The organism is Daejeonella sp. JGW-45 (assembly GCF_029360805.1).
Lineage (GTDB): Bacteria > Bacteroidota > Bacteroidia > Sphingobacteriales > Sphingobacteriaceae > Daejeonella.
The window spans coordinates 19,124-44,258 of the sequence record NZ_JARKNC010000008.1 but is presented as its reverse complement, the minus strand read 5'-3'; the positions used below and the strand labels follow the sequence as shown (position 1 = coordinate 44,258).

Genomic DNA, 25,135 nt, shown 5'->3' with positions numbered 1-25,135 from the left:
ATTTACAGGCATTACATTAGCATTCCCCAAACGTAAGATAAACGTAGGATGAACGTAGGATGAAGCCAGCTTAGTGATTCCTTAGCACGGGGCAAGCTACATCCCAGCAACCATTAACCGCAGCTCAACAATCAGGGTCATGCAGGTTTCGCAGGCTTATCACCATACAAATTGTCGGTCACAAAGGTCTTTTCCTCAGCCCTGACGGCTGCCCTGGCATCTTTATGGGTGATCAGCCAGTTCTGGCGCACGTCACACTTTTCCTGCGGCACACCGCGTATCACAACAGCGGTCTGCGGGGCATAGAAAGTATTGTTATAGATCTCGATCAGCGTGCCGGCAATGGTCGTATTATCTTTACGGTCCCGGCCGCCATGCATATCAAAACAATGGCTTAAAGAGATATCCTCATGAACGTTGTGACGTGCGGTATAACTGCAGCCGATTCGGCCGGTTCCGGCAATCGAGTGACGGTTTTCATTGAAAAGATTGTACTCGATAAGCGCATTGGAGTTATCCAGGGCGACACCGTAACCCAAACCATTGTACTGGCATTTGTGGATATGGTTATGATGAATGTGATGGTCGTTACCTCCCGGCAGGTTCACACCTGCGTGCGCAAATCCAGATATCTCGCAGTTATCTATTTCCACCTTCGGGAATTTGACATTGATCCCGTTGGAGGTTGGGAATTTATAATAGTAGGTATGGCCCGGACCGCCTTTTCCAAAGGCACGTTTATGGTGATCAAGGTAACGTTTTGGGTTTGGTCCCTGCAAGCGGATACCAGTAATCCTGACATCTGGCCCCGTAATTTGTATCATCAGTGGAGTATCCAGGGCATCACTGGTTATCTGCGCGCCCAGAGAGCCATTGTGTCCCCTGTCGCTGGCCAGAGTAACACCCTCAGGGATCTTCAGGGTGAGCTTATCTATATAGATGAAGGTGGTCATGTCAATAATAGCTTTGCCAGGGATGAACACCACCTGGCCTGATTTAGCTTTTCCCAGTACATCAATAAGTGTTTCAAGATCCTCAGCAACAAAATCACCCTTGGTGAGGATGTTTTTATAACCCGTACCTCCGCCGATTGGGCCGCTTTCGTCAGCTTTAGCGCCATAAACAGTATTGTTTATTTTCTTCCAGGTTTGCTTTCCTGCAGGGAAGTCAGACAATCCACCTGCTGTTGGGTTCGCAAAGGTGGGGCTGATTGTTCCGATTGCTGCCAGTGAGCCTGCAGCTGCTGCTGCCCTAACGAATTGTCGTCTGCTGAAGTTCTTTTCCATATACTGTGTTCTTATTTGATGAGTGTCCATTCGTAGTGCGAGCTAAGATTAAAGGCCGCGCCCTGCTCAAAGTCATAGAGGTAGTTATTAGTTTCGCCTGCGGATTCGCCGGTAGCAGGCTTCATTCCACTTACGAATGAGATCGGTCCGCAATTTATCCTGCTGAATTCGCCCTCGCGTTTAACATCGACTATCGTATAACTTGCATCACGGTCTCCATTTGTTGATACAAAGATCTGTTCTCCTTTCAGCGCTTCGCCCTCCGGCAGCTTTTGATCTACTACTATCCATCCGCCGCCGGATGTTTCTTTATTCATGTCGACTACCTTGCCGCTTATTTGTCCGGGCGACTTAACATTCAGCCCCTGACCACTTAGTGATGTGCCATTCACCAGTATCGCTTTGGCTGGTTTACCGGCGCTGGTCCTGATGTAACCTATAGCTCCCTCCATGCTTATGCCGTTTATAAGCTTCATGCCGGACGATCCCGCATTGTAAAGAATATAGTCGGTGCTGCCGTTGGTATGCTCAACCTCCAGGGCTATCTGTTTGTCGTTCCCGGTTTCAAGGCGCTTCACTGATCTGATGAAGGGTTTATGTTTGTAGGGTTCGATCACCGACACAAAATTGCTGCTTAGGTCGCTTCCCTTTTTATGCATCAGCACATAGCCCAGTTTTTTAGGATTCCCGGGTTTATTCTGAGGAGGGTCTCCGTCTGCCAGGGCAATATCATCTGATTGGGTAAGCGAGTACATCCGCAGGTGCACGTTATCTTCTGCTTTTAGAGTACGATACCCGGCCTCAGCCTTCCAGTCGATCATAAATTGTCCCGGGGGGCTTAAATCTTTCCTCACATTATAAAGGAAAGAATAGCCGCGGGGAAAGCCATTAACTCCTGTTCCTTTGCTGATATGCTCACCGGCATAGGTGCCTTCCTTCTGGGCAATCAGTGACAGCCCCGTGGTGCTGATCTCTCCGGGCGGGCCGTGAAAGCTATAAACATGGTCTTTCCCACCTTTAACCTGGAAAAGATCAATTACGTAAGCATTGCTATCTGCGCCGGCATCGATAAGGAACATGGTGCGCCTATAAGTATCGAGGCCGGGGTAGGCTTTTTCCCCGTCAAGCTCAAATACGCCAAACCCCTTAAGCTGCTTAAACACTCTTGAGTACCCGCTCCAGATCTCCTTTTGTGGTTTCTCATCGACAAAGACAGTGTTATGGGATATGGTGCTGCCTGTCCAGTCGTTATTACTAGGCATAGCTGTAGCAAATTCCGGGTAGCCATGATCAGGCGCAAGCCAGTTGCCGAAGGCAAAGAGATCAAAGTTAAGCATGTCCGGGTGGGCATGCTTCATCGTGCGACCGTAGTTGTTCGTCAGGGCTATTCCCGAAGTACCTTTCCCGTTTTCGAGAATAGCAAGTCCGAAGCCGCTCATCAGGTAACCGCCTTCCGGCCGTGGTCCGGCGTGTTCAGCTATTTTTTTTATTTCCTTTGCTAAGCGGTCGGGATCGGCGGCAAAGATGTCCCTGCCAAGTCCTTCTGCCGAGTTCCTGTTACCGCGGTAAGCAGCTTTTGCGTATTCCGGGTTGCCGGTATACCCGTAACCTTTGGCAATAAACTTTGGATCGATAGAGTTACCCACATAGCCGGTAGATCCGGCGTCGCCGATGTTGGGCAGGGCTTTGCCAAGAGCCGACATCCTGTAAGCGGCAATGAAAGTGGTTCCGAATTGCGGAAACTCCTGCATGATATTGTGCTTGGTATATCCTTTATATCCTTCCAGCCGGTCTGCCAGATCGGTGATCAGTCGCCCCCACATAAATGTATATCCGGGTGCGCCTTCCTCTGTGGTACCATCGTGATCCAGATTGTTGATCATCTGGCCGGAGATATTCCCGCCGTCCGGCGAGAATACCCAGTCGATCCAGGTGGTCGTTTCCGGCTGAGTGTCTAATGCCTGTGCGGCCATAGTAAGTGCCAGCTGGTGCATTCCCTGGTTACCTCTGACTTTTTTAGATAGGGCTCCTTTATAGATCTCCCTCAATACGCCGTTATCTACATTCTGAACAAAAAGCTGCCGGGTACCCTTGGCAGAAGGCAGCTTGTATTTCTGGGATTGTTTTCTCAGAAAGGAGTAGAGCTCGGGGTTATCAACCGTTCCACTGAGTATTTTATCGTAATTATCAGCAAACACCCTTACCAGTTGAGTTTCCCAGATATTGCCGCCGATCTTGCCTATAAGCATCCCGCCGTCTGAACCGTACCAGCCCCTCACCGCATATGGGTTCCAGTCCATAGCCGGGTATACATCAGCAAGGCGGTCAAGTATGATCGCAGCCTTACGTGCGTATAGCTTATCGCCGGTGTAGATATAAGCATCGCCTAGCTCTGTAAGAGCTTTGTTGATATAGTCCCAGTGTTTCCAGTTGTAATAAGCGATAAACTTGTGCGATCTCCCGTTTTGGTCGATATACCCGAAGCCATCATCAACACCAAATTTATGAAGCGGATCTTTCGGGTCCGGATGATCTGTATTGAAGAGGAGGCTTTTGTCGCCTTTTGAAGCATCAAACTGACCGGTTTCATCAATAGCGCTTTTAAAGAACTTGCCGAAGTCGTTTGTGGGGAACACGCTCTTACAAGAAGGGCAGGTGAGTTTCCAGGGCTTTTTCTCAAACTCTGGTTCATATGGGTAATTGCCATATTTAAGCAGATCAAGTCCGCATTTCAGGCATCCAAGGATCTTGGAGCCCTTGGTAACGCGATCAAAGGTTACATCAATGGTGCGGGGTAAATTCTGGCCCTGTACCATGGTCCAGAGTTCTTGGTCACTTTTGGAGATCCAAAAGGCAGCCTTGCTTATCGCACTGCTCTTTAATGTTTTCCCCCAATCATATTTATTGCAGTTATTCTGAAGGTTGCTCAACTTCTCCTGAGTGTAGAATCCGCCGTGGGTACGTTGTGCGAATGCGGGCCTGCCCAGGATTGCGAGGAAGATTATTAATAATTTACTGTAATGCTTAAAACTCATAATTTTAGATTGATATAGTGCTTAATTACCGTTTACTGCTCACCATCTACTTCAAAACATAGCTATACAAGTGCGAGCCGCTTACAAAGAATATCCGCCCCTGGGAGTAATCACCCCCTGCCTTAATAGGCCCCGGCGAGGTGGCAATCAATTTCATTTCATAGCTTTCTGGCATGACCTGTACGATTGCCCCTTTTGCAAATAGGATATAGAGCTCGCCGTTCGGGCCATCAACGAATATCCTCGGGCTTTGCTCAGCGGTTGTAGGTCCGAACTTATCAGTTAGATCATATTTATAAGTTATGCTCTTGCGGGCAGGGTCAAATACGAAAAAAGTCTTCTTGTCTGTGATACCGTAGACCTTTCCGCCAGGCATTAAACGCATTTCGCTATACTCCTGGACCCCGGGGAAGGTAGCTTGCCGCCATTCCACTTTCTTGGTCTTCATGTCCAGGATGTAGAGTTCAGCTTCTTTTGCTTTTTTCTCTCCTCCCGTGCCCGGCGAAGTAGTGGTACCTCCGAGAAGTTTTCCGTTCGGCAGCGGAACGAGGCTCATACTCGACTGGTCCGGAACAACAACGCTATCCTTTAAAAGAGTGGCTCTCCGGGAGCTGTTATCCCACATAAGAAGACCTCCTCCGGTTGCCCCGTATTGAGGTGTGCCCCCCATAATTACGGTTTTACCATCAGGATGTGCGATGATGCGGTAGGGCCTTATAATTTGTGGAGATACCGTAGTCAGGAAAAGAGGGTTTGATGCCTTATTATTTAACTGGGTTGCTAACCATGGTTTGTACGGATCCCATTCGATGAGATGGCCGCCCGCATACACTCCGAAATAAACCTTATTATTTTGATTTATAAAGGCATTGAACTGGCCTAATGCCGCACGGTTAACCCACTGGTCTTTCTTGAGGTCGTAGTTAAAGAAGCGCATAGGGAAAGCAGTTCCGCCAACAATTGTCCCATCCGGCGCTGTGCCCACACCCATAACAATTGCCCCGTCGCTGGTATAGTCGAAACTTACCTTTCGGCTGATTTTGGTTTTTGGGTCTTCCGTAACAAGGGCACGGTTTACCAGGTCGAGCACCTTTACTACGGTACCGTCGGGGAACCTGCTTTCGAAAAGTGCCTGTGATCCTGTAATGATCTTCTTTGGCTGGCGATTAGTATACTTTCCTATCTTGGTTCCGCTACCTTTATAAAGTTCATACCACTGGTCGTCTATATCACCCTTTGTCTGTCCGTAAACCTTTCCGTTTACATCGCGGTATACCATAGCCTGGCCGAGCATCCGTTCATTCTCGGGTAAAACCGGCTTGGCGATCCCGGTATTAGGATCAAAAGCAAAGATCTGGCTTTTCGCATTACCGAGGCCAAAATATATCCATCCTGAATCATCAGCCGCAATTGCGCGTTGATACTGGCGCCAGTTTTCTTTATTTACATAACCATAATCTTTTAATTCCCGCGATTTAGGGTCAAACGACACGATGCCGCTGTTTGGATAAGTTACCGCCCATATCTTTCCCTTATCATCTTCTGTCATGGCCATAGCCATTTGAGGCATCGTACCCTTAGTAAAGGTAAATGCCCTCTTCACCGGATCAAATTCGGTAAAGTGATCGCGGAAAAGCGTGTAAAACTTATTGTCACTGGATAAGATCGATGAGTACGGGGTATCCTGTTTTGGATCAAACTGGATCGGGAATTCCTCGCTCTTGCCCGTAAGCGCGTCTATCATCAATAAGGCATAACCACCACGATGGTCAAAAAGCCATACCAATACCACATTCCTTCCATTTCCATCAACGGTTGAGACCACCCCGCGGTGGTTACTGATCGGAGAAGCAACCCCGTGATCATAAAAGCCGTTTCCGAGATCTTTAGTGGAAGTCTCGACGGTAAAGCCTGTGTTGTCGGGAAGAGGTGTAACCTGCACAGGTTTTTGTGCGATCGACGTCGAGATTAACAGGACGTTCAGAACGAATAACAGATTTAATTTTAATTTCATAAGCTTATGGGTACGTACCCATAAATATAAAATATTTTAAGTATATATGTCTTTATATTTTATTTCGGGGTAAAATGAAAGCGATCAAATGGCTAGTACGGAGGGCTGAAGGGTGTTTGCTTGTATAGTATTCCTTTTATGTTTTCGTTTGTAAATACTTGATAATATGATAAGTAAAATAGCTGGTTTTATTTTTGTCACGCTGACTTCTGTTGCCGGTGCGTTTGGCCAGGTGTCAATGGCTGATAAAGGAGATAATAAAAAAGTTACCGAACTAAGATCATCAGTGGCGGCCTTACTCGGGATGAGCTTGGAGCAAATAAAAGAACTTGTGCCTGCAGCCTCGGGACTCAACTTTATTGGTTGTCCAAATTGCCGGGGAGGAGCTCAGGATATGGGGGTGCTTAACTGGGAACCTGCGCTCGGTTCGGATCTGAAGTGTAAATATTGCAGCATGCTTTTTCCGAACGAGAAGTTTCCTTATACCGGAGAACAGGTGATAATAGCGCCAAGCGGTGCGAAGCAGGTTTACCGTTATTACGAGAACAAGGAAGGAGTTAAATATTATTTCGAAGCTCACGTCTGGTTTGAGCAATGGAAATGGATCCAGGGTATGGCTTCGAAGCTGTCGCAACTGTGGGAATTAACAAAAAACACGGAATACGGCGACAGGGCTGCGGTGATAATAGGTCGTTTTGCACAGGTCTTTCCTGACTATGCTGTGCGATATGACTATCCAAGCGCGCCGGTCAGGTTCTTTCCGGCAGATCAGAAATGGCCATATGAAGGTCTGCCTGCGTACAGGGGTGCTAAATGGAACTGGTGGGGGTATGGCGACATCCCGGCGGAAATGGCAAAAGTTTATGCTAACCTGCGAGATGGTTACCAGTGGGAGCGCATGGATAAGTTAACAGGAGTGCAAACAGACCGGAGGATAGAAACTGATCTCCTTTTAAAAGGCTACGAATTTACGTCGGCAAACCCGGAGATCTATACGAATATGTCGCCAGGTATGTACCGGGATATGGTAACAGTAGGCCGGATCCTAAAAAAGCCGGAAATAGTGCATGATGGCGTAAAACGTTTCAGGGAGTTCCTGAAGCTAGGGTTCTTTGCGGATGGCTGGTGGAAGGAGGGCACAGGTTCTTATCATGATCAGACCATCGGTTCGCTCCGGGCTGTCGCGCTGGCTGCTCAAAATTATACTGACCCCGGGAACTGGACCGGAGAGCGGCTTGAAAATTTAGATCTTGTTTCGAACATGCCATTCTTTAAAATGGCCTTGAGAGTAAGTGAAGAAGCTATTCTTCCTGATGGCAGGAAGATACCCATAAACGACACCTGGGCTTACCGGAATGGGACACCCCGGCCTACTGAAAAGACTGTTTCGCGTTTATGGGGCGCCCTGGGTAATGCCGCCCTGGGAGTGGGTGAAGGCAGCAACCAGACGATGTTAAATGTGAACTGGAGCGGAAACTATGGGCATTCCCATTATGATAACGGATCTATTATTCTCTACGCAAAAGGAGCCGAGTTGTTTTCTGATATTGGTTACACCCACAGCAAGTACCGCGGCTGGACGATCCATACAGCTTCCCATAATACGGTTGTGATCGATCAGAAAGCACAAGATGCTGGCAATTCTGAAAAGCCCGTTACCGGCAATTTAAAATTCTATGACGATTCACATCCCCATGTTAAGGCAATCGATGTCGACGCATCGCCCGCATATTCCAAAGCTGAACAATACAGGCGCAGGCTTGTTCTGGTACATGCCGCACCGGGCCGTGATTATATAGTTGATCGTTTTGATGTTAAGGGCGGAGAAACCCATGACTGGTTCCTTCACGGGATGGCTGAGGAAGAAGGAAAGCTATCGGTGAGTATCCCTCTTAAAACCGAAGTTCCAAGCATCGTTCCTGAATGGGGAGGAAATGATAAGCCGCGAAATCAATATGAAAGTGATCTGGAGGGAAAGAAGATCCATGCTTATTCTTATCTGAGGAATATTAGGTCCGCACCGGTAACAGATAACTGGACAGCCACCTGGAGATATGAAAATTCGGGAGTCCGTACGCACAGTATGGCTCAACCGGGGGCGCAGTTATTTACTTTTAAGTCTCCTTCCGTAAGACGTGCGCAGGAAAATGACAATAAACTGAATAGTTTTATGAGTAATGGACTAATGCAACGCCATACCGGTGGTACCTCATCCTTTATTGCTATTCATGAGCCGTTTCAGCAAGAACCATGGATTAAATCTGCCGAACAGGACGGTAACTGGTATATAGTCAAGTATGAGCTGAACGGGAAACAGGTGGAAGACCGGATCAGTATCAACGAGAAGGGGATAACTGTCACTTCTGGTGCCGGATGGAACTATAATTCGGGAAGCCAGGTATCAGGAGATGTACTTTCTTTTAGCAATACGGGTGCACCGAAGCTGCAGATAGACCGGGAGGTAAAACCGGTAAAGTTTGTGCGGATTGATATTTCCGGCGGCAGAACTATGGTGTACCAGGTAAAGAATGTTTCCGGCAAGTTGCTGGAACTGGATGAGGATCCGGGCTTTACCCTGGATGGTACGGGAGCGCTCAAATTGCTTACTTTCCCTCATACGGAGTTTCGGGGTCCAGTCAGGTATACCGTATTTGAGCCGGGTAAATGACAACGGATTTTTAGGTCACAATATTATTATGAATTAAGTACAGCGGCTCTATTAATGTTTTTTATCTTGAGGATAAAATAGATTTGAAATTTCAAAATATACTAACTACTTTCGGGTACGTTACCGCATAATCATCTCAGATAAGGCTATAGAGATATAAACAAGAATAAAAATCATAAATAACAGGAATGAAGACCAATTCAAAGATTAAGTTTACCCTTTTCCTATTACCCCTGGCCCTCATGGCAGCAGATGGGGTTGCTCAGCGTTATCCCGGGCCGTTGAGCCCTGAGGAGTCGTTGAAAAAGCTGAACGTGGCTCCCGGCTTTTCGGCTCAGATTTATGCTGCGGAACCATTTGTAATGGATCCCGTTGCACTTGAATTCGACGAACAAGGGAATGTGTATGTAGTGGAAATGCCTGATTATCCTTATGAAGTGGAGCCGGGCAAGGGACATGGTCGCATTAAAATGTTATCAGATACAAACGGTGACGGCCGCATTGATAAAGCATCGATATTTGCTGAGAATGTCACAGAAGCAACCAGTATTCTACCATGGAAGGGCGGATTGATTGTTACAGCAGCTCCTAATATTTTATACCTGAAAGACACGAACGGCGACGGAAAGTCCGATACATCGGAGATATTATTTTCAGGCTTCTTTCAGAACAACTCTGAAGCACAGGTTACAAGCCTGAGGTTTGGTATTGATAATTGGATCTATGCTAATAATCGTGGGCAGGCAGGGAAGGTAACGTTCAGCAAGACTCCGAATGATCCTCCCGTTGAAGTGCGTGGTGCTGACTTTCGCTTCCGGCTTGACCGGAACGTATTTGAGCTGGAAACAGGGCCTGGTCAGTTTGGGCAGACAATAAATGATTGGGGCCATCGCTTCTTTACTGAAAACTCAATTCATTTGCAGCAGGCCGTTATTCCCTGGAGGTATACGCACAGGCATCCGTTCCTGCCGACGTCTAAATTCAATGTGACCGTTACCGATCATGAGGAAATAATGTTCCAGGAAACAGCGCCTCCTTACTGGAGGGCAGAGCGCAGCGCTCAGCGTAATAAGATGTACAAGGAAAACAATATGAACCGCATAGAGTATGCGGAAGACCGGTTTACGGGGGCTTCAGGAGGTACGCTCTATAACGGGGATGCTTTACCAAAAGAATTTTACGGCAATATTTTTACTACCGACGTTTCGGGTAACCTCGTTCATCGCGATATAATAGCTCCTGATCCTAAAAGCCCGGTTTACATTGCAAAGAGGGCGGATAAAGAAAAAAACAGAGAGTTTATCTATTCAACAGATCCATGGTTCCGCCCGGTAATATCATCGGTAGGGCCGGACGGTTACCTGTATGTTCTTGACTATTACAGGCAGCACATAGAAACACCTGTGTCTATTCCTGATGACCTTAAAGCTGATATGGATTTTATGGCGGGTAGCGATAAGGGAAGGATCTACAGGATCATTCCTCAGGGCGCCGCCTACAAGAATACGGCGGTAAATCTGAAAGATATGCCGAGTGCGAAACTGGTCGAAGTCCTGGGAAGAAATAACGGCTGGTGGCGTTCACAGGCGCAACGCCTGCTGCTGGAGCGTCAGGATAAGTCTGTGGTGCCGGTGGTAAAAGCTTTTTTCAATACCAGCAAAGACGCGCGGGCGCGGCTTCATGCATTGTATGTTCTGGAAGGACTGAATGCCCTGAGCGTTGATGTAGTTAAAAAAGGCTTGGTTGATAGCGCTCCGGGGGTGAGGGAAAATGCTTTGATGCTTGCGGAAAGCTTTTCTGAGACCCAGCCTTTGATCATTCAGAAAACCAATGATGCCGATAAGAGAGTTGCACTGCAGGCAACCCTTAGTGTCGGAAACTTCAACAACAAGGAAGTTATTACAGCGCTGGCAAATGTCATTGAAAAATATGGTGAAGATGTATGGTTCAGAAATGCTGTTCTAAGCTCGAATGCTGGTTCATCTGCCGAATTGTTAAAGGTATTGGGCCAGCGCAGCTCGTTTACGCAAAAGGAGGGAGCATGGAAAAACCTGTTTCTTCAAGACCTGTCGGCAATTGTCGGCGCGAGGAACAATAAAGAGCAAGTGAATGCGTATTTAGATATAATTTCCCAGCCGGCTTTGGCTAAATCACAAACTGTTCTTGTTAAGGGTTTAAAGATGGGTTTGAGTAAGAATGAAGCATCTGATTCGAAACTGAAAGAGGCTTTAGGTAAAGTAAACGCAGATACAGAACAAGAAGCAAAAGCCGGAATTGTGGTATTGAAAAGTATATACTAAGAAAGCAAAGCAATGAAAGAGAAGAAGCAGTATTCCAGACGTGAGTTCATCGGAAAATATTTTTACACAGGGTCATTGCTATTAGGTGGCGGGATCTTATTGAGTTGTACATCAGTAAAATCCGTTGCAGCAGGCACTCCTCAGCCCGGTTCTGGAGAAAACAACCAGGTTCGTCAGGATTCCATCAAAAAGGAATCTGATACGGATCCGAAGGGTCAGGCTGTTCAGGAAAAAAATCCCTGCGATGATATGACCGGCGTCAGCGCTGAAGAACTCGAGAAACGTAAGAAGCTTGCTTACGTTAATAAAACGCCGATCCCGGATAGTCACTGCAGTAATTGCACACTCTATATACCGCCAGCTAAAGATAAGCCATGCGGCGGATGTATGCTATTTAAAGGTCCTGTTCGGAAAGAGGGTTACTGCGCATATTGGGCTCCTATCACAAATTAAAATTTACCTTAAATGAGATTCCTGACAGTCATAATATGTTTCTTGCTATGTGCCGATTGTGGCTTTGCACAAATCCGCCAGCAGGCTGGAAAAACGGAGATCAGGTATATCGGGCCGGATGACCTTGCAGGTAGTTCTGATGCGGTAATCGTTGACGAGGTTCCGCTGGCTCACACCAGACTATTTTTATCGACAGATGAGAAAGGGAATATAATAGGCAAGGATAACTTGAATACCCAGTTTAAGCAAATATTCGCAGCTTTAGCCCAGAGTTTGAAGGCAGCTGGTTCCGGCACTGAAAAGATCATAAAGTTAAATGTCTTTCTTAAGGATCCGGGAATGATGAATGAGGTTGGGAGTTTGATAAATGGCAGATTTGCAAAGGGTATGAAGCCATCAGTCACTTACGTGGCCGGAGATTTAAGTCACCCGGATGCTCTGCTTTCCATTGATGCCGTGGCAGTGTCAGAACGGAATTCAGAAAAAGTCAGTTTCGTGGAAAAGAATAAAGGCTTTGCGGATGTAGCTATTTTACCTAAAGGACCTGTTGTTTACGTGTCAGGCCAGGCGGCCAAGGGTAACCTGGCAGAGGCAACAAAAGGTACTCTGGAACAATTGAGAGAAACACTTATTTCCTTAGGTCTCACTCTAAAGGATGTTGTTCAGGTAAAGTCATTTCTAAGTCCGATGTCATCGATCGACATGGTTAAAAAAGAGTTTTCTGACTTCTTTAAGACGGAAAAAGTCCCGCCGCTTGTTTTTGTAGATTGGATCAGCAGTGATCCCGTGATAGAGATCGAGCTTATCGCTGCGTCACCTGCTAAAACGCAGAACGCCGCGACAGACAGGATTGAATTTCTCACCCCTCCGGGAATGACTGCCTCGCCTGTTTACAGTAAGGTAACACGGTTGAATCAGGGCAAAAAGATCTATATATCGAGCATTCATGGAAAGAGATCTGAAAGTACGGATGCGGAACTTTTAGAGGTATTCAGTTCATTAAATAATGTGCTCACGGCCAGTGGATCTGATTTCAATAATTTGTTAAAAGCTACGTATTATATTGGATCTGATCCATATAGTAAAAGTCTATCTGATTTGAGACCAAGATATTACGATCCTAAACGTCCGCCAGCAGCGTCTAAAGCCAAGGTAAAAGGTGTCGGGATTCAGGATAGCGGGGTTTCGATAGATATGATCGCCACCGTCAGGGAATAAGCTATATAAGCGAAACCCGGACTGCCGGCCGATTTATTATCTCTTTTATTATGTGGATTTATTGTTTAAGAGAAAAAAATTGTTATTTTCGGGTACGTAAACGTAAATATCTGAGGAAGATGTCTGGTTACGTTCAATAAAGCTAAGTTGATAGAAAAAATAAATAAAGTGTTTGTAAGCACCCTTTAACTATACTGAAATGAAAAATCGGAAGACTGATGCGTCAAGGCGTAAGTTTATTAAGCAAAGTTCAATAGCAGGAATGGCAACCCTTATAGGAGTGGGTGCAACATCCTCACTGGCTGGAGCCATGGTTGATAAAGCCGCTATGCCAGCCATACTAGGTGGTCATTCAGCATGGGATCCTGTTAAATGGGTAAAATGGCCAATTTGGATCCCCGAAACAGACGAACCACGCGTGTTGGAAACGTTAAGGAGCGGAATTTGGTCACGCAATAAGGTTGCTGACGAGTTTGAGGCCGCATGGTCGAAAACAATCGGAGTAAAGCGCTCCCTGTTGGTATCCAATGGTACTAATGCACTGATAGTGGCACTTAACCAGTTTGATATCAAAGGAGGCGATGAGGTTTTAGTTCCACCATATACATTTATATCCACAGTTCAGGCTATTCTGGCAAATGGGGCCATGCCTGTGTTTGTCGACGTAGATCCGGAAACATTTCAGATTGACCCTTCAAAAATTGAAGCCAAGATTACGCCCCGCACAAAGGCGATTCTGCCGGTTCACATCCTGGGACTGCCAGCTGATATGGTAAGTATTATGGCTATTGCCAAAAAACATAACCTTGTTGTAGTTGAGGATGCTTGCCAGGCGCCATTAGCAGAAATTAATAAGCAACAGGTAGGTACTATCGGTCACGCAGGTTGCTTCAGTTTCCAAAACTCAAAAAATATCGCCATTGGAGAAGGCGGGGCAATTGTTAGTAACGATGATGTATTTATGGATCGTTGTGTGTCTTACCAGAATTTAGGATTGCCGTATGGAAGTGCAGTAGGCTCGATAGCTACAGGAAGTATCAGGCTCGGTACTAAAGTCCGTATTACCGAATATCAGGCAGCTATCGGTTTGGCGCAGTTAAAGAGATTGGAAGCTCAAACCGTGACGAGAAATGAAAATGCTGCATATCTGAAATCAAAAATCGAGAAGATTCCCGGTATCATTCCTTATAGATTGTATGACAATGTTACCCGGGCGGCGTTCCACCTTTTCCCATTCAGGTACAAGTCAGAGGGGTTCCAGGGATTGTCAAGGGCCGACTTCCTAACCGCATTGCGTGCTGAGGGTGTTCCTTGCTCTAGTGGCTATGCGCCTTTGAATACACAAGAGTTTCTTAAAAGCGCTTTCGAATCCAAGAATTTTAAAAAAATCTACCCGAAGGAAATGCTTGATTACGCAAAATACATGGAACGTAATCAGTGCCCTAAAAATGATCAGTTATGCTCTGAAGCCGTTTGGTTCACACAGAACCTCCTTTTGGGAAGTAAAGATGACATGGATGCAATAGTTTACGCTATTGAAAAAATAAACAAAAATGCCGGTGCTATTAAAACTTCAATGAGGAAGTAACCCTGGTGATAATTTCAACGAATATAATATATGAGTAATATTGATGGAGCTGAGCAAATAATTGATTTGCCATCCTCTACAGAACTTCAGGGATACTTAAAAGCAAAAACGTATAATTCTGGTTTCCCACAGGCACACGATACTTATAATGCTTTGTCTGCCGCCAGTGACGGGCGCATTTATTATGTATTATCATCCGACCAGATAGCGGTTGGTGGTAAAATGTATGTTTATGATCCGGCTACGGATACTACCGAACTGCTCGCAGATCTAACCGAAATTTGCGGCGAGGAGAAATTGAACTGTATTCCGCAGGGCAAAAGCCATACACGGTTTTACGAGTGCAATGGAAAACTTTACTTTTCTACCCATGTTGGCTTTTATGAGCTGATCGATGGGATGGACCGCCTTCCGGTAAATCCGCCGGCAGGCTACGGCCTATACCCTGGCGGGCATATTCTGTCATACGATCTGAAAACAAAAAAATTCGAAGATCTGGCATTATTGCCTCATGGCGAAGGTATGGTCTCCATGACAATGGATTGCGAGCGTGCCCATATCTACGGCATTACCTGGCCGAAGGGCAATTTTGTACATTATGATGTGCATAAAAACACACTTCATGACATGGGACAGATATCAGCGAACGGAGAAGGGGGGACTCCTGGTAGTGACTTCAGATCGCTTTGCCGCTCCTTACTGGTCGATCCAAACACGGGCATTGTATACTTTTCTACGTCTGAAGGTGACATATTCAGCTATCATCCAAACCAGCAGGAAATTGTAAAGCTGGAAGATGTTAATCTGCGGCTTGATTACTTTGGTAAGTACGACCCAACCCGGCCAGGAAGCATGGGATACAACTGGAGGAAGATCTTTTGGTACAAACCTGAGAATGCAGCTTACGGTGTGCACGGAAATTCCGGGTACCTGTTCCGGTTCCAGCCAGGTAGTTCCAGCCTTGAGATAGTTAGACGGATCACTTCCGAGTTATCTATGAAAAGTGGTTTGTTCGATCAGTTTAGCTATGGTTATCTCGGCTTCCAGCTAGGCCATGACAATGAAACAATATATTATCTTACCGGTGGTCCGATCTATGTCAACGGGAAACGCGTCGCTGGTGTTGAGTCTATTGCTAAAGGGGCTGCACGGGGGCTGGAGAACTTGCATCTTATAACATACAATATTCCTGAAAAAAAGTATAAGGACCACGGGCCGATATTTTATTTAAACGGCGACCGGCCGACCTATGTGAATTCGATCGCTATAGGGCTCGATGGCGCTGTCTACTCGCTGGCGAGAATAACAGAAAATGAACATACGAGAACAGATCTTATCAAAATAGAAAATCCGTTTAGTTGATGATAGATATCGTGAAGTTCTGACAGGGTAAAAATTGATAGATTTATGTTATTTTTTTTCATTAATTATTTTTTATTATTATATTCGGTTACGTAAACATTGTTATTTAAGACCAATAATTGTAAGAAAGACAGTGCTTCTTAAGACCAGTGATGGGATAGTATTACGCTATACACGGTTTATTGGGAGTAAATGTCAGTTGAATTAACCAAATCAATAACTAATACTTTTATACAAAAATAGCGGCTTATCTTTTTTTATTTCTCATGTTCGGGCACGTACCCGTGTGATTTTCGGTTTTCATTTAATCTGGATTAATTTATAAACTATGCTAAAAATTTACATGATGATTCTCAGAAAACAGAGACTGATTCCTTCTTTTGCAGGAATCGGTATTCTCATTGTTCTTCTATTTAGTCTGCCAGGACAGGCTATCTCTCAGGAACTGAAAACGATTACCGGGCGGGTGACAGATGCGGGTGAGCCCCTGCCGGGCGCAACTATTAAGGTTAAGGGGACGACCCGTGGAACAACTAGTGCCCAGAACGGAACATTTACCATTCAGGCTCGAAGCAATGAGACGCTTGTAGTAGCCTTTTTAGGAATGAAACCCCAGGAGCTTCTTGTAGGGAACAGAACTACACTTAATGTAGCGCTCGAAGCAGAAAGCTCTTCTTTAAGTGAGGTCGTTGTCGTCGGTTACGGTACGGTTAGAAAACCCGACTTGACAGGCTCAGTCGGGGTCGTTCCGGTAGGAGAGATGACAAAAGCGCCGGTTAGCTCATTTGCTGATGCATTAGGTGGCCGGGTCGCCGGCGTTCAGGCCAGCTCGGTTGATGGCCAGCCAGGGGGAGGCGTTAATATTATCATAAGGGGTGCAGGATCACTAACACAAAGTACTTCTCCTTTGTATGTTGTCGACGGCATGCCCATCGAGGATCTGGACCCTCAAAGTATAAATCCGGAGGAGATCGAGTCAATGACCGTTCTCAAAGATGCATCATCCACAGCTATTTATGGTTCGAGAGCTGGTAATGGAGTAATCCTTATTCAAACGAAAAGAGGGAAAGCCGGGAAGCCGGTAGTTGCTTTTTCAACATCTTACGGGATTCAGGCTACACCTAAGCAAATGGAATTAATGAGTCCTTACGAATTCATTAAGTATCAACAGGAACTTAACCCAAACATCGCTACAACCACAGGCTATTTTGCATACGATGCTACCTTGGGAAGAAATAAGACCCTTGAAGATTATAAGGATGAAAAAGGGATTAATTTCCAGGACCATGTTCTAAGGACCGGCGGAATCAATATCAATAATATCTCGCTACGGGGAGGTACTGACCAGACAAGATATTCAATTTCAGGATCGCTTACCGACGTCTCAGGAACTATCATAAACACCAATTCGAACCGTCACTCGGGAAGGGTGACAATCGATCAGGACATCAGCAATAAGATTAAAGCCGGAGTGAGTGGAAATTATAGTGGTTTCTCTCAATCGGGGCAGATTGTAAATCAGGGGGCTAATCAAAGTACGCCTACGGCTTATGTTCTTGCCAGAACATGGATGTATCGTCCGATATCGCCGAAGTCTGGACTTGATCTGCTCGCCGAAGAAATTGACCCGGATGCGGTAAATGCATCCGACTTCCGGGTGAATCCATTTATTGACCTGGAGAACCAGCATCAGATAATCAAGGAAAGCGTAATAGATGGGAATGGATTTATTACCTATGATATAACAAAAGATCTTCATTTTAAGTCAACAGCTATTGTCAGGCTCGATAGAGATTACCGAGAAGGGTTTTTCAATTCAAAAACTTCCCAAGGTGGTGCAAGTCCCAGTAACGTGAACGGTGTGAATGGATATACACGTACCATTTTGTCAAATAGCTTCACAAATGAAAATACCCTGAACTATAAGAAAACCTTTAATACTGATCATACGGTAACAGGTTTCGGTCTATTCTCTATTAACTCTGTCAACACATCTAACGAGGGTTATAGCGGCAGACTTCTTCCGAATGAAAATCTGGGTATCGACGGATTGGACGAAGGGATTGCTTTTAACCCGGTTTCTAATTCAAGCCGTAATCGCTTAGCATCTTATGCAACCCGTTGGGACTACAGTTACAAATCAAAATATTTGTTAACTGCACTTTTTAGAGCCGATGGATCATCGAAATTTGTAAATCATTGGGGCTATTTTCCAGGAGGGGCAATTGCCTGGAATATGCAAAAGGAAGGATTCTTTGCTAAAGCTTTCCCGGGTGTAACGGCATCGAAACTTAGGGTTAGCTACGGAAGTAACGGAAATAACCGTGTGGGTGATTTTGACACGTACAGACGGCTCAATCAATCGCTTGACGGATACTCTTTTAATAACGGTTCGCCTACCGGATCTGTTTATGTTTCCGCGGTTGGAAATCCCGACCTGGAGTGGGAGAAGGTGAACCTGCTTGATCTCGGCTATGAACTCGGTTTGTTCAAAGGCCGTTTGAACCTGGAGGTTGATCTTTACAGGAAAACAACGGAAAACCTGCTTTTGAACGCAACTCTACCGCCTACAACAGGATACTCTTCGGCTATCAAAAATATTGGGCGACTGAGGAATGACGGGCTTGAGTTTACACTTAATACGGTGAACATAACCAACAGGGATTTTAGTTGGGAAAGTAACTTCAACATCAGTTTTAACAAGAATAAAGTAATGCAGCTTACAAGGGGCCAACAAGCTTTAACGTCGAACGTAGCTTATGTGTCGCAATTTAATAGGCCGTTGTATATGGCCGAAATTGGAAAACCTGCAGGGCTGATGATCGGGTATATCTGGGAAGGCAATTATCAATATTCAGATTTTGACGAAACTTCGCCCGGTATATATGTGTTGAAGCCTGGTGTGCCCGCAAATGGAAATGCAAGGAATGCAGTTTTTCCTGGCGATATTAAATATAAAGACTTGAATGGTGACGGTACGATGAGCGAAGCAGATTTTGCAATCATTGGAAGAGGACAGCCAATACACACTGGAGGATTCTCTAATAATTTCAATTATAAGGCGTTCAGCTTAAATGTATTCCTTCAATGGTCATACGGGAATGACATATATAATGCAAACCGTTTACTGCTTGAGGGTAATAGTAATGGTTATGCTAATATCAATCAATTTGCGTCTTACGTCAATCGGTGGACACCAGATAATCAGACCAATGAAAATTATCGTACACGGGGACAGGGGCCGATAGGATTTTTCTCTTCGAGAGTAGTGGAAGATGGTTCTTACCTGCGTTTGAAAACTGTTGCTCTGAATTATAACGTCCCTTCACGTTTGATTAAAAAGGCTTATCTAAGCGGATTGAGTATAAATGTTGCGGCTCAAAATCTGTGGACCCTTACAGACTATTCAGGGATGGATCCGGAAGTATCGACTCGCAATAATGTTCTTACTCCCGGATATGATTATTCGTCGTATCCAAAATCGCCTACAGTTGCATTTGGTATAAAAGCATCATTCTAGAAGTATTAAATAGAAAGACATGAAAACAAAACGCTATATATTCAGCCTGGTACTGTTACTTAGTCTGGGCTCCTGTAAAAAGTTCCTTGAAACAGAACCTACTGATTTTCTTAATCCAACCAATTACTATGAAACCGATGCTCAACTGGAGTACGCTAGAGCAAGCGCATATCACAACCTTGGTGCAGGGAATTTATGGGGTACAACCGCCAACTATCTCCTGAATTTTTCAGCTGATGAAGGCTACATGAACCGGGCTACCCTGACTTCCGGGCCATGGAACTATTTTTACAGCACGGCTGATCAATATGTTACCGGTATGTGGCTTAATCTTTTCGATGGAATAAATCGGACAAATGTCGTGCTCGAAAACCTCGATAAAAACCCGGAAATTTCAAAGGCTAAAAGAGATGTGATCCGGGGGGAAATGATGTTCTTGAGAGGATATTACTATTTTATGCTCGTTCAGTATTTTGGTGGTGTGCCTATTAAGACAACTCCGACGAATTCAGTTGTTGACGTGGATATCGCACGCAATACAGTTAAAGAGGTTTATGACCAGATACTGAAAGATATGACTGCGGCAGAGCCACTGGTTCCGTCAATAACTACACTCGGTTTTTCAGGTGCGATAAGTAAGTCAGCGGTACGCGGACTGCTTGCACGTGTTAATTTACACATGGCTGGTGAACCCCTTAAAGATAAAACACGTTATGCCGAAGCCAGTAAATGGGCAAAAGCAGTAATGGATGATACCGGAGCGGGGCATGCTCTTAATCCCAATTATCCTCAGATATTTATCAATATTGCTCAGGATAAATATGATATCAAGGAAAGTATATGGGAAGTTGAATTTTGGGGAAATCGTACAGATCAGTTTGTGGAAACTAGCAATAATGGATGGATAAACGGTCCTGCATCAGCTAATCCAACCATGAGAGCAGATTCCTATATGAGTATCACTTCTAAATTCTATGATGTATTTGAAAATGGAGATAATAGAAAATGGTGGAATATTGCTCACATATCCTATCCGGGAACGGTTGCAGCTCCCGTGCCTCATGGTACAAAAAATATGGTTGCCATACCTGCAACGGGTGCAGCAAAAAATCTTATGAGGCCGGGGAAATTCAGAAGAGAGTTTGAAACCCTTGAACCGCGCCACTCAAATACAACACCTCAGAATGTTCCGTTGTTACGATTTAGTGATATTCTTCTAATGTATGCTGAAGCTGAAAATGAGATTAATGGACCCACCGCGGCGGCAATTAATGCTGTGAATCGGGTGAGAAGAAGAGGCTGGTCGACCGGTGTGAAATCTATTACTGTAACTAACGGCGGATCGGGGTATACCACAGCACCAACCGTAACTTTCTCTGCAGGAATAGGCGGCAATACGGCAACCGGTAAGGCAACAATTTCCGGTGGTCAGGTAACAGCGATAACTCTTGACCGGGATGCTGCCGGCATCAAGTTCAGCCAGGAGGGTAACTACAATGCAGCGCCAATAATTACAATCAGTGGTGGAGGTGGCAGCGGTGCAACGGCGACCGCTACGATTTATGCTCAGACTGATGCTGACCTGAGTGCTGTGAAAACAGCCAATAAAGCCGCATTCCTGAATGCGATACAAGATGAACGTATGAGGGAATTAAATTACGAGGGTTTGAGAAAAGGCGACTTGCTCAGATGGGGAATATTTCTGGATGTTTATCAGGATATGGGAGACCGTATGCAGACCGACGGACCGGGCCAGTTCTATGTAAGTTGGTATAAAAATGCAACTTCAAGGGACTTGCTCATGCCTATACCAAATAATGAGATCACTGCGAACCAAAAGATGGTTCAAAATCCAGGCTGGTAATAATTTATAAGACTTAGAAGACAGAATATGAAGTTCAAATATTATGCAGTGTTACTGGGAGTGCTTTTAGTGGCAGCCTGTAACGATAAAATCGAAGTAGAGGGCGCTGACTTTGATGTAAGCACGGCGTCGACCACATATAAGGCAGGTCAGCCCGTGGAATTTGATATTAAGGGTGGTAATGTGCACATGATCTCATTTTATTCGGGAGAGACGTTGAAAGATTATGAAGCCAGGGAAGGCAGGGTAATAGATGTGTCTAAAGCCGCCATCACCATGCAGTTCACAAGCAGCGTGCAACTAGGTACCCAAGCTAATCAACTTTCCGTATGGGCCTCTAATAACTTTAATGGAGATTACAGCAGTGTCGCCAAAGTAAAGGCAGCAACGTGGATAGATATTACCAACCGCTTTGCGTTGGGCACATCTACTACCTTACTGGCATCGGGTACAAAGGACCTTTCAGATTTGGTAGTTGCAGGCAAACCATTGTATATAGGTTTTAAATATATCACCAAGCCGCAGGCTGCGAACGGTGTGGCACGTCAGTGGTTTATTCAAAGTTTTGCAATAAACAGCACTTTAAAGCTAGATAACACGTTCGGACTGACAATTGCCGATCAGGCGAACGCCGGTTTCAGGATAATAGATGATAACGCGGCAAATGTAGCTAAGGCGCTGTCGACTGTAACCTCCACCAGGGTAACCATGCAAGGCAACACTTACCTCCATTCTGGATTGCCGCAATTCAATCCTGACAATCCTATTTTTGATCCAAAGAATCCCATTTACGATCCCGATTCACCTCTTTTCGTGGCCACTGCTAAATTTGTTCCTTTTGTACCCTTCGATCCGAACAGTGCATTTAATGATCCTGCGAGTGAGCATTGGGCAATAAGCAAGGGGATCACAATTGATAAAGTTGATCTGGGCCCCGATCTGTCTACCTCTGTAAAAGGAATGTCAAATCCCCCGATCACAGTTTATAAGCATACTTATACCAAAGCGGGAACATATAAAGCAGTATTTATCGCTTCCAATAATTCTATAGATGGGGAAAAGAAAATAATTAAAGAGATATCATTAACTATTACCCCATAAGGGTAATTTGATCTTTTCTCGTAAAAGGATTAATCGTCAGAATGATTAATCCTTTTATTTTTGAACGTACCGGTTCGAATTCCCGGGTTTATTGTCACTGATTTAATTAAATAAGATCATTTAATTTCACGAGGATGCTGCAAATCTATAATTACACCCTGCTGATCTTTTCCGGGCTGACGATGCTATTTGTCTTTCCCCTTCGGCATGGTGCTCACGACAAGAACTTTTCGTCCACAGCAACTTATGCAGCTAGGGATGAACGGCCGGTTGCCAGGCAAATAAGCCGAAGCGAGGCGCTCAGGAATATGGAAAAGGTGATGGGCAAACTGCCTTCACGTTCGAATCTCCCTCCTCTTGATATTGTCATCACCGATAGCCTGGTGCAAAATAGCTATACCCGTTATACACTCACATTAGCGGTGACCAAAGACGAACGATTGCCGGTTTACCTGTACGTACCCAAACAAGCCGGCCCGGCTCGTAAACTGGCAGCAATGGTGGTTCTTCATGGTACGGATCCGCTGGGAAAAGGCGTCGTCGACGGACAGGGAAACAAACCCAATCGTGCTCACGCAAAGGAATTGGCTGAAAGAGGGTATGTGGTAGTAGCGCCTGATTATCCCAGCTTCGGCGATTTGAAGGATCATAACTTTGAAACCGACCGCTACGAATCGGCTACCATGCAGGGTATCTTTAATCACATGCGTTGCGTTGATCTTTTGCAAAGCAGAAAGGATGTTGATCCCGGAAAGATCGGAGTACTAGGACATTCTCTCGGCGGACATAATTCCATGTTTGTTGCTGCATTTGACGAACGGATAAAAGTTGCCGTTTCTTCCAGCGGCTGGACTCAGTTTGAGTATTACAACATCGGCGAAGAAGCCAGTAAACGATATGGAGGCCGTCTGGGACCCTGGGCTCAGACCAGATACATGCCCTTATGGCGAGAGAGATTTGGCTTGGAAGGTAAGATCCTCCCTTTTAATTTCCACCAGGTTATTTCTGCGATAGCACCGAGAGCTTTTTTCTCCGTGTCACCGCTAAATGATGCCAATTTTGATGTAAGGGGAGTAAGAGAAGGTATGCAACTTGCGCAACCAGCTTATGCGAAATATAAGGCAGGTGACATGCTGCAGGTAAGATATCCGGATGCCGGGCACGACTTCCCGGTGGAGAACCGTAAGGAAGCGTATGCATTCATCGACAGGATCTTAATGCATCAGCCACGGATCGCAGAAATTAAGTAAGTATATTACACCACCGTTCCGTCAAATAAATAATAAAGATTATGAGATTTCAAACCGGCCTCTTTATCCTGGCCCTTATTTTATTTGCGATCCCTGTACAGGCGCAAAACAATTCAAGTTCTTCCTATGCCTGGAAAGCCGGGGTCTCCCGGGTTATCATTACCCCTCAAAAGCCCATGCCGATGGCTGGTTTCGCATCAAGAACCCACCCTTCTGAGGGCATATTGCATGATCTATGGGCAAAGGCACTGGTTATCGAGGATGCGGCGGGCAAACGGGCCGTGATGGTTAGCAGTGATCTCCTAGGCTTTCCGAAATCGGTTTCCGATAATATCAGGACTAAGCTGAAAACAAAGTTCGGTCTGAACAAAGATCAGGTACTGCTTAACAGTTCCCACACCCATTCGGCACCAGTACTTGAGGGGGCCTTGTCTGATATTTATAACCTGACTGAGCAACAGGTTGAGGACATTAGACAATATTCCGTGTCCCTTGAGAACAAGATCGTTGAGCTTGTTGGCAATGGGATAAAGGATATGGAAGCAGCAGAGTTATATCATCAGAATGGGGTAACGCGCTTCCAGGTAAACCGACGCAATAATAGTGCGGCACTGCTCACCCAGCTGTCAGAACTGCAAGGCCCTAACGATTTCGCGGTTCCGGTTATTAAGGTGGTTACGCCAAAGGGTGATATTAAGGCTGTAGCCTTTGGTTATTCATGCCATCCTACGGTGTTAAATGGTTACCAATGGTCGGGAGATTATCCGGGTTTCGCGCAGATAGAATTAGAAAAAGCATACCCGGGAACCACCGCCCTTTTTTTTCAGGGTGCTGGTGCTGATCAGAACCCCCTGCCAAGAAATACGGTTCCTCTTGCCCGTCAGTATGGAAAAGAGCTTACCGCTGCTGTAGAGCGTGTACTGGAGGAAGATATGAAGAAGCTTCCGGCCTCTCTCACGACAACTTACTCTGAATTGGACCTGGCGCTCGCTGCTGCCCCAACTGAGGCTAGTCTGCAAAATATTATAAAAACGTCTACTGTTTCCTATCAAAAGAAGTGGGCAGAACGCCTCCTTGCCGATGTCAGATCCGGGAAGTCTTTACGGACCTCTTATCCTTATCCTTTGCAGGCATGGTCTATAGGAGGGCTGCCTCTGGTTAGTCTGGGCGGTGAGCTGGTAGTTGAGTATGGTATTAAAATAAAGCAAATGCTCGGTGCCGAAGCCCTTGTCTTTGGGTATTCAAACGATGTAATGACTTATATCCCTTCGTCTACTATCCTCAAAGAGGGTGGTTACGAAGGCGAACTGGCACATTCAGTGTATGGTTTGCCGGCGAAATGGCAGGTTGGCGTTGAGTCCAACATTTTAAGTGAAGTTTACCGTTTGGCCGGTCAGGCAGGCCTGCTCAAGGATAAGTAGACATTCCTGCACCAGCCTATTGTAAGTCGGTTTAGAAGTTCTGGTTTAATTATAT

General features: G+C 45.5%; 14 protein-coding genes. 11 read left to right on the top strand and 3 right to left on the bottom strand.

The window, feature by feature from the left end:
• Nucleotides 1-137: 137 nt before the first annotated feature.
• Genes P2W76_RS09770 through P2W76_RS09760 form a run of 3 tightly spaced genes read right to left on the bottom strand, consistent with a single transcriptional unit; the run spans nt 138 to nt 6,335 of the window.
• Nucleotides 138-1,286, bottom strand: a complete 1,149-nt coding sequence (locus tag P2W76_RS09770) for a right-handed parallel beta-helix repeat-containing protein (protein WP_276347627.1) — start codon at nt 1,284-1,286, stop codon at nt 138-140.
• Between the two features lie 11 nt (nt 1,287-1,297).
• A complete protein-coding gene (locus tag P2W76_RS09765) occupies nt 1,298-4,321 on the bottom strand; it encodes a heparinase II/III family protein (RefSeq protein WP_276347626.1) in 3,024 nt (1,007 codons plus the stop codon).
• A 46-nt stretch (nt 4,322-4,367) separates the two neighbouring features.
• Nucleotides 4,368-6,335, bottom strand: coding sequence for a hypothetical protein (locus P2W76_RS09760; protein WP_276347625.1), 1,968 nt, complete (start codon nt 6,333-6,335; stop codon nt 4,368-4,370).
• Between the two features lie 166 nt (nt 6,336-6,501).
• On the opposite strand from P2W76_RS09760, the gene P2W76_RS09755 reads away from it, so the two are divergent.
• The 11 genes from P2W76_RS09755 (at nt 6,502) to P2W76_RS09705 (ending at nt 25,080) form a co-directional block, all read left to right on the top strand.
• Nucleotides 6,502-9,003 carry a heparinase II/III family protein gene (locus P2W76_RS09755; protein WP_276347624.1) on the top strand — a complete coding sequence of 834 codons (2,502 nt, stop codon included), beginning with the start codon at nt 6,502-6,504 and terminating at the stop codon, nt 9,001-9,003.
• Nucleotides 9,004-9,191: 188 nt separating this feature from the next.
• On the top strand, nt 9,192-11,303 hold the full coding sequence (locus tag P2W76_RS09750) for a PVC-type heme-binding CxxCH protein (RefSeq protein WP_276347623.1): 2,112 nt from the start codon (nt 9,192-9,194) through the stop codon (nt 11,301-11,303).
• Between the two features lie 12 nt (nt 11,304-11,315).
• The gene (locus P2W76_RS09745; protein ID WP_276347622.1) at nt 11,316-11,756 is read left to right on the top strand and encodes a high-potential iron-sulfur protein; all 441 of its coding nucleotides are present in this window, start codon (nt 11,316-11,318) and stop codon (nt 11,754-11,756) included.
• A gap of 12 nt (nt 11,757-11,768) precedes the next feature.
• Nucleotides 11,769-12,974, top strand: coding sequence for a RidA family protein (locus P2W76_RS09740; RefSeq protein ID WP_276347621.1), 1,206 nt, complete (start codon nt 11,769-11,771; stop codon nt 12,972-12,974).
• 199 nt (nt 12,975-13,173) lie between these two features.
• On the top strand, nt 13,174-14,562 hold the full coding sequence (locus P2W76_RS09735; RefSeq protein ID WP_276347620.1) for a DegT/DnrJ/EryC1/StrS family aminotransferase: 1,389 nt from the start codon (nt 13,174-13,176) through the stop codon (nt 14,560-14,562).
• Between the two features lie 30 nt (nt 14,563-14,592).
• Nucleotides 14,593-15,924 carry a hypothetical protein gene (locus tag P2W76_RS09730; RefSeq protein WP_276347619.1) on the top strand — a complete coding sequence of 444 codons (1,332 nt, stop codon included), beginning with the start codon at nt 14,593-14,595 and terminating at the stop codon, nt 15,922-15,924.
• Nucleotides 15,925-16,267: 343 nt separating this feature from the next.
• On the top strand, nt 16,268-19,444 hold the full coding sequence (locus P2W76_RS09725; protein ID WP_276347618.1) for a TonB-dependent receptor: 3,177 nt from the start codon (nt 16,268-16,270) through the stop codon (nt 19,442-19,444).
• A gap of 19 nt (nt 19,445-19,463) precedes the next feature.
• Nucleotides 19,464-21,308, top strand: a complete 1,845-nt coding sequence (locus P2W76_RS09720; RefSeq protein WP_276347616.1) for a RagB/SusD family nutrient uptake outer membrane protein — start codon at nt 19,464-19,466, stop codon at nt 21,306-21,308.
• 27 nt (nt 21,309-21,335) lie between these two features.
• Nucleotides 21,336-22,409 carry a DUF5017 domain-containing protein gene (locus tag P2W76_RS09715; protein ID WP_276347615.1) on the top strand — a complete coding sequence of 358 codons (1,074 nt, stop codon included), beginning with the start codon at nt 21,336-21,338 and terminating at the stop codon, nt 22,407-22,409.
• Between the two features lie 134 nt (nt 22,410-22,543).
• Nucleotides 22,544-23,659, top strand: coding sequence for an alpha/beta fold hydrolase (locus tag P2W76_RS09710; protein WP_276347614.1), 1,116 nt, complete (start codon nt 22,544-22,546; stop codon nt 23,657-23,659).
• A 41-nt stretch (nt 23,660-23,700) separates the two neighbouring features.
• Nucleotides 23,701-25,080, top strand: a complete 1,380-nt coding sequence (locus tag P2W76_RS09705) for a neutral/alkaline non-lysosomal ceramidase N-terminal domain-containing protein (protein WP_276347613.1) — start codon at nt 23,701-23,703, stop codon at nt 25,078-25,080.
• Nucleotides 25,081-25,135 lie beyond the last annotated feature (55 nt).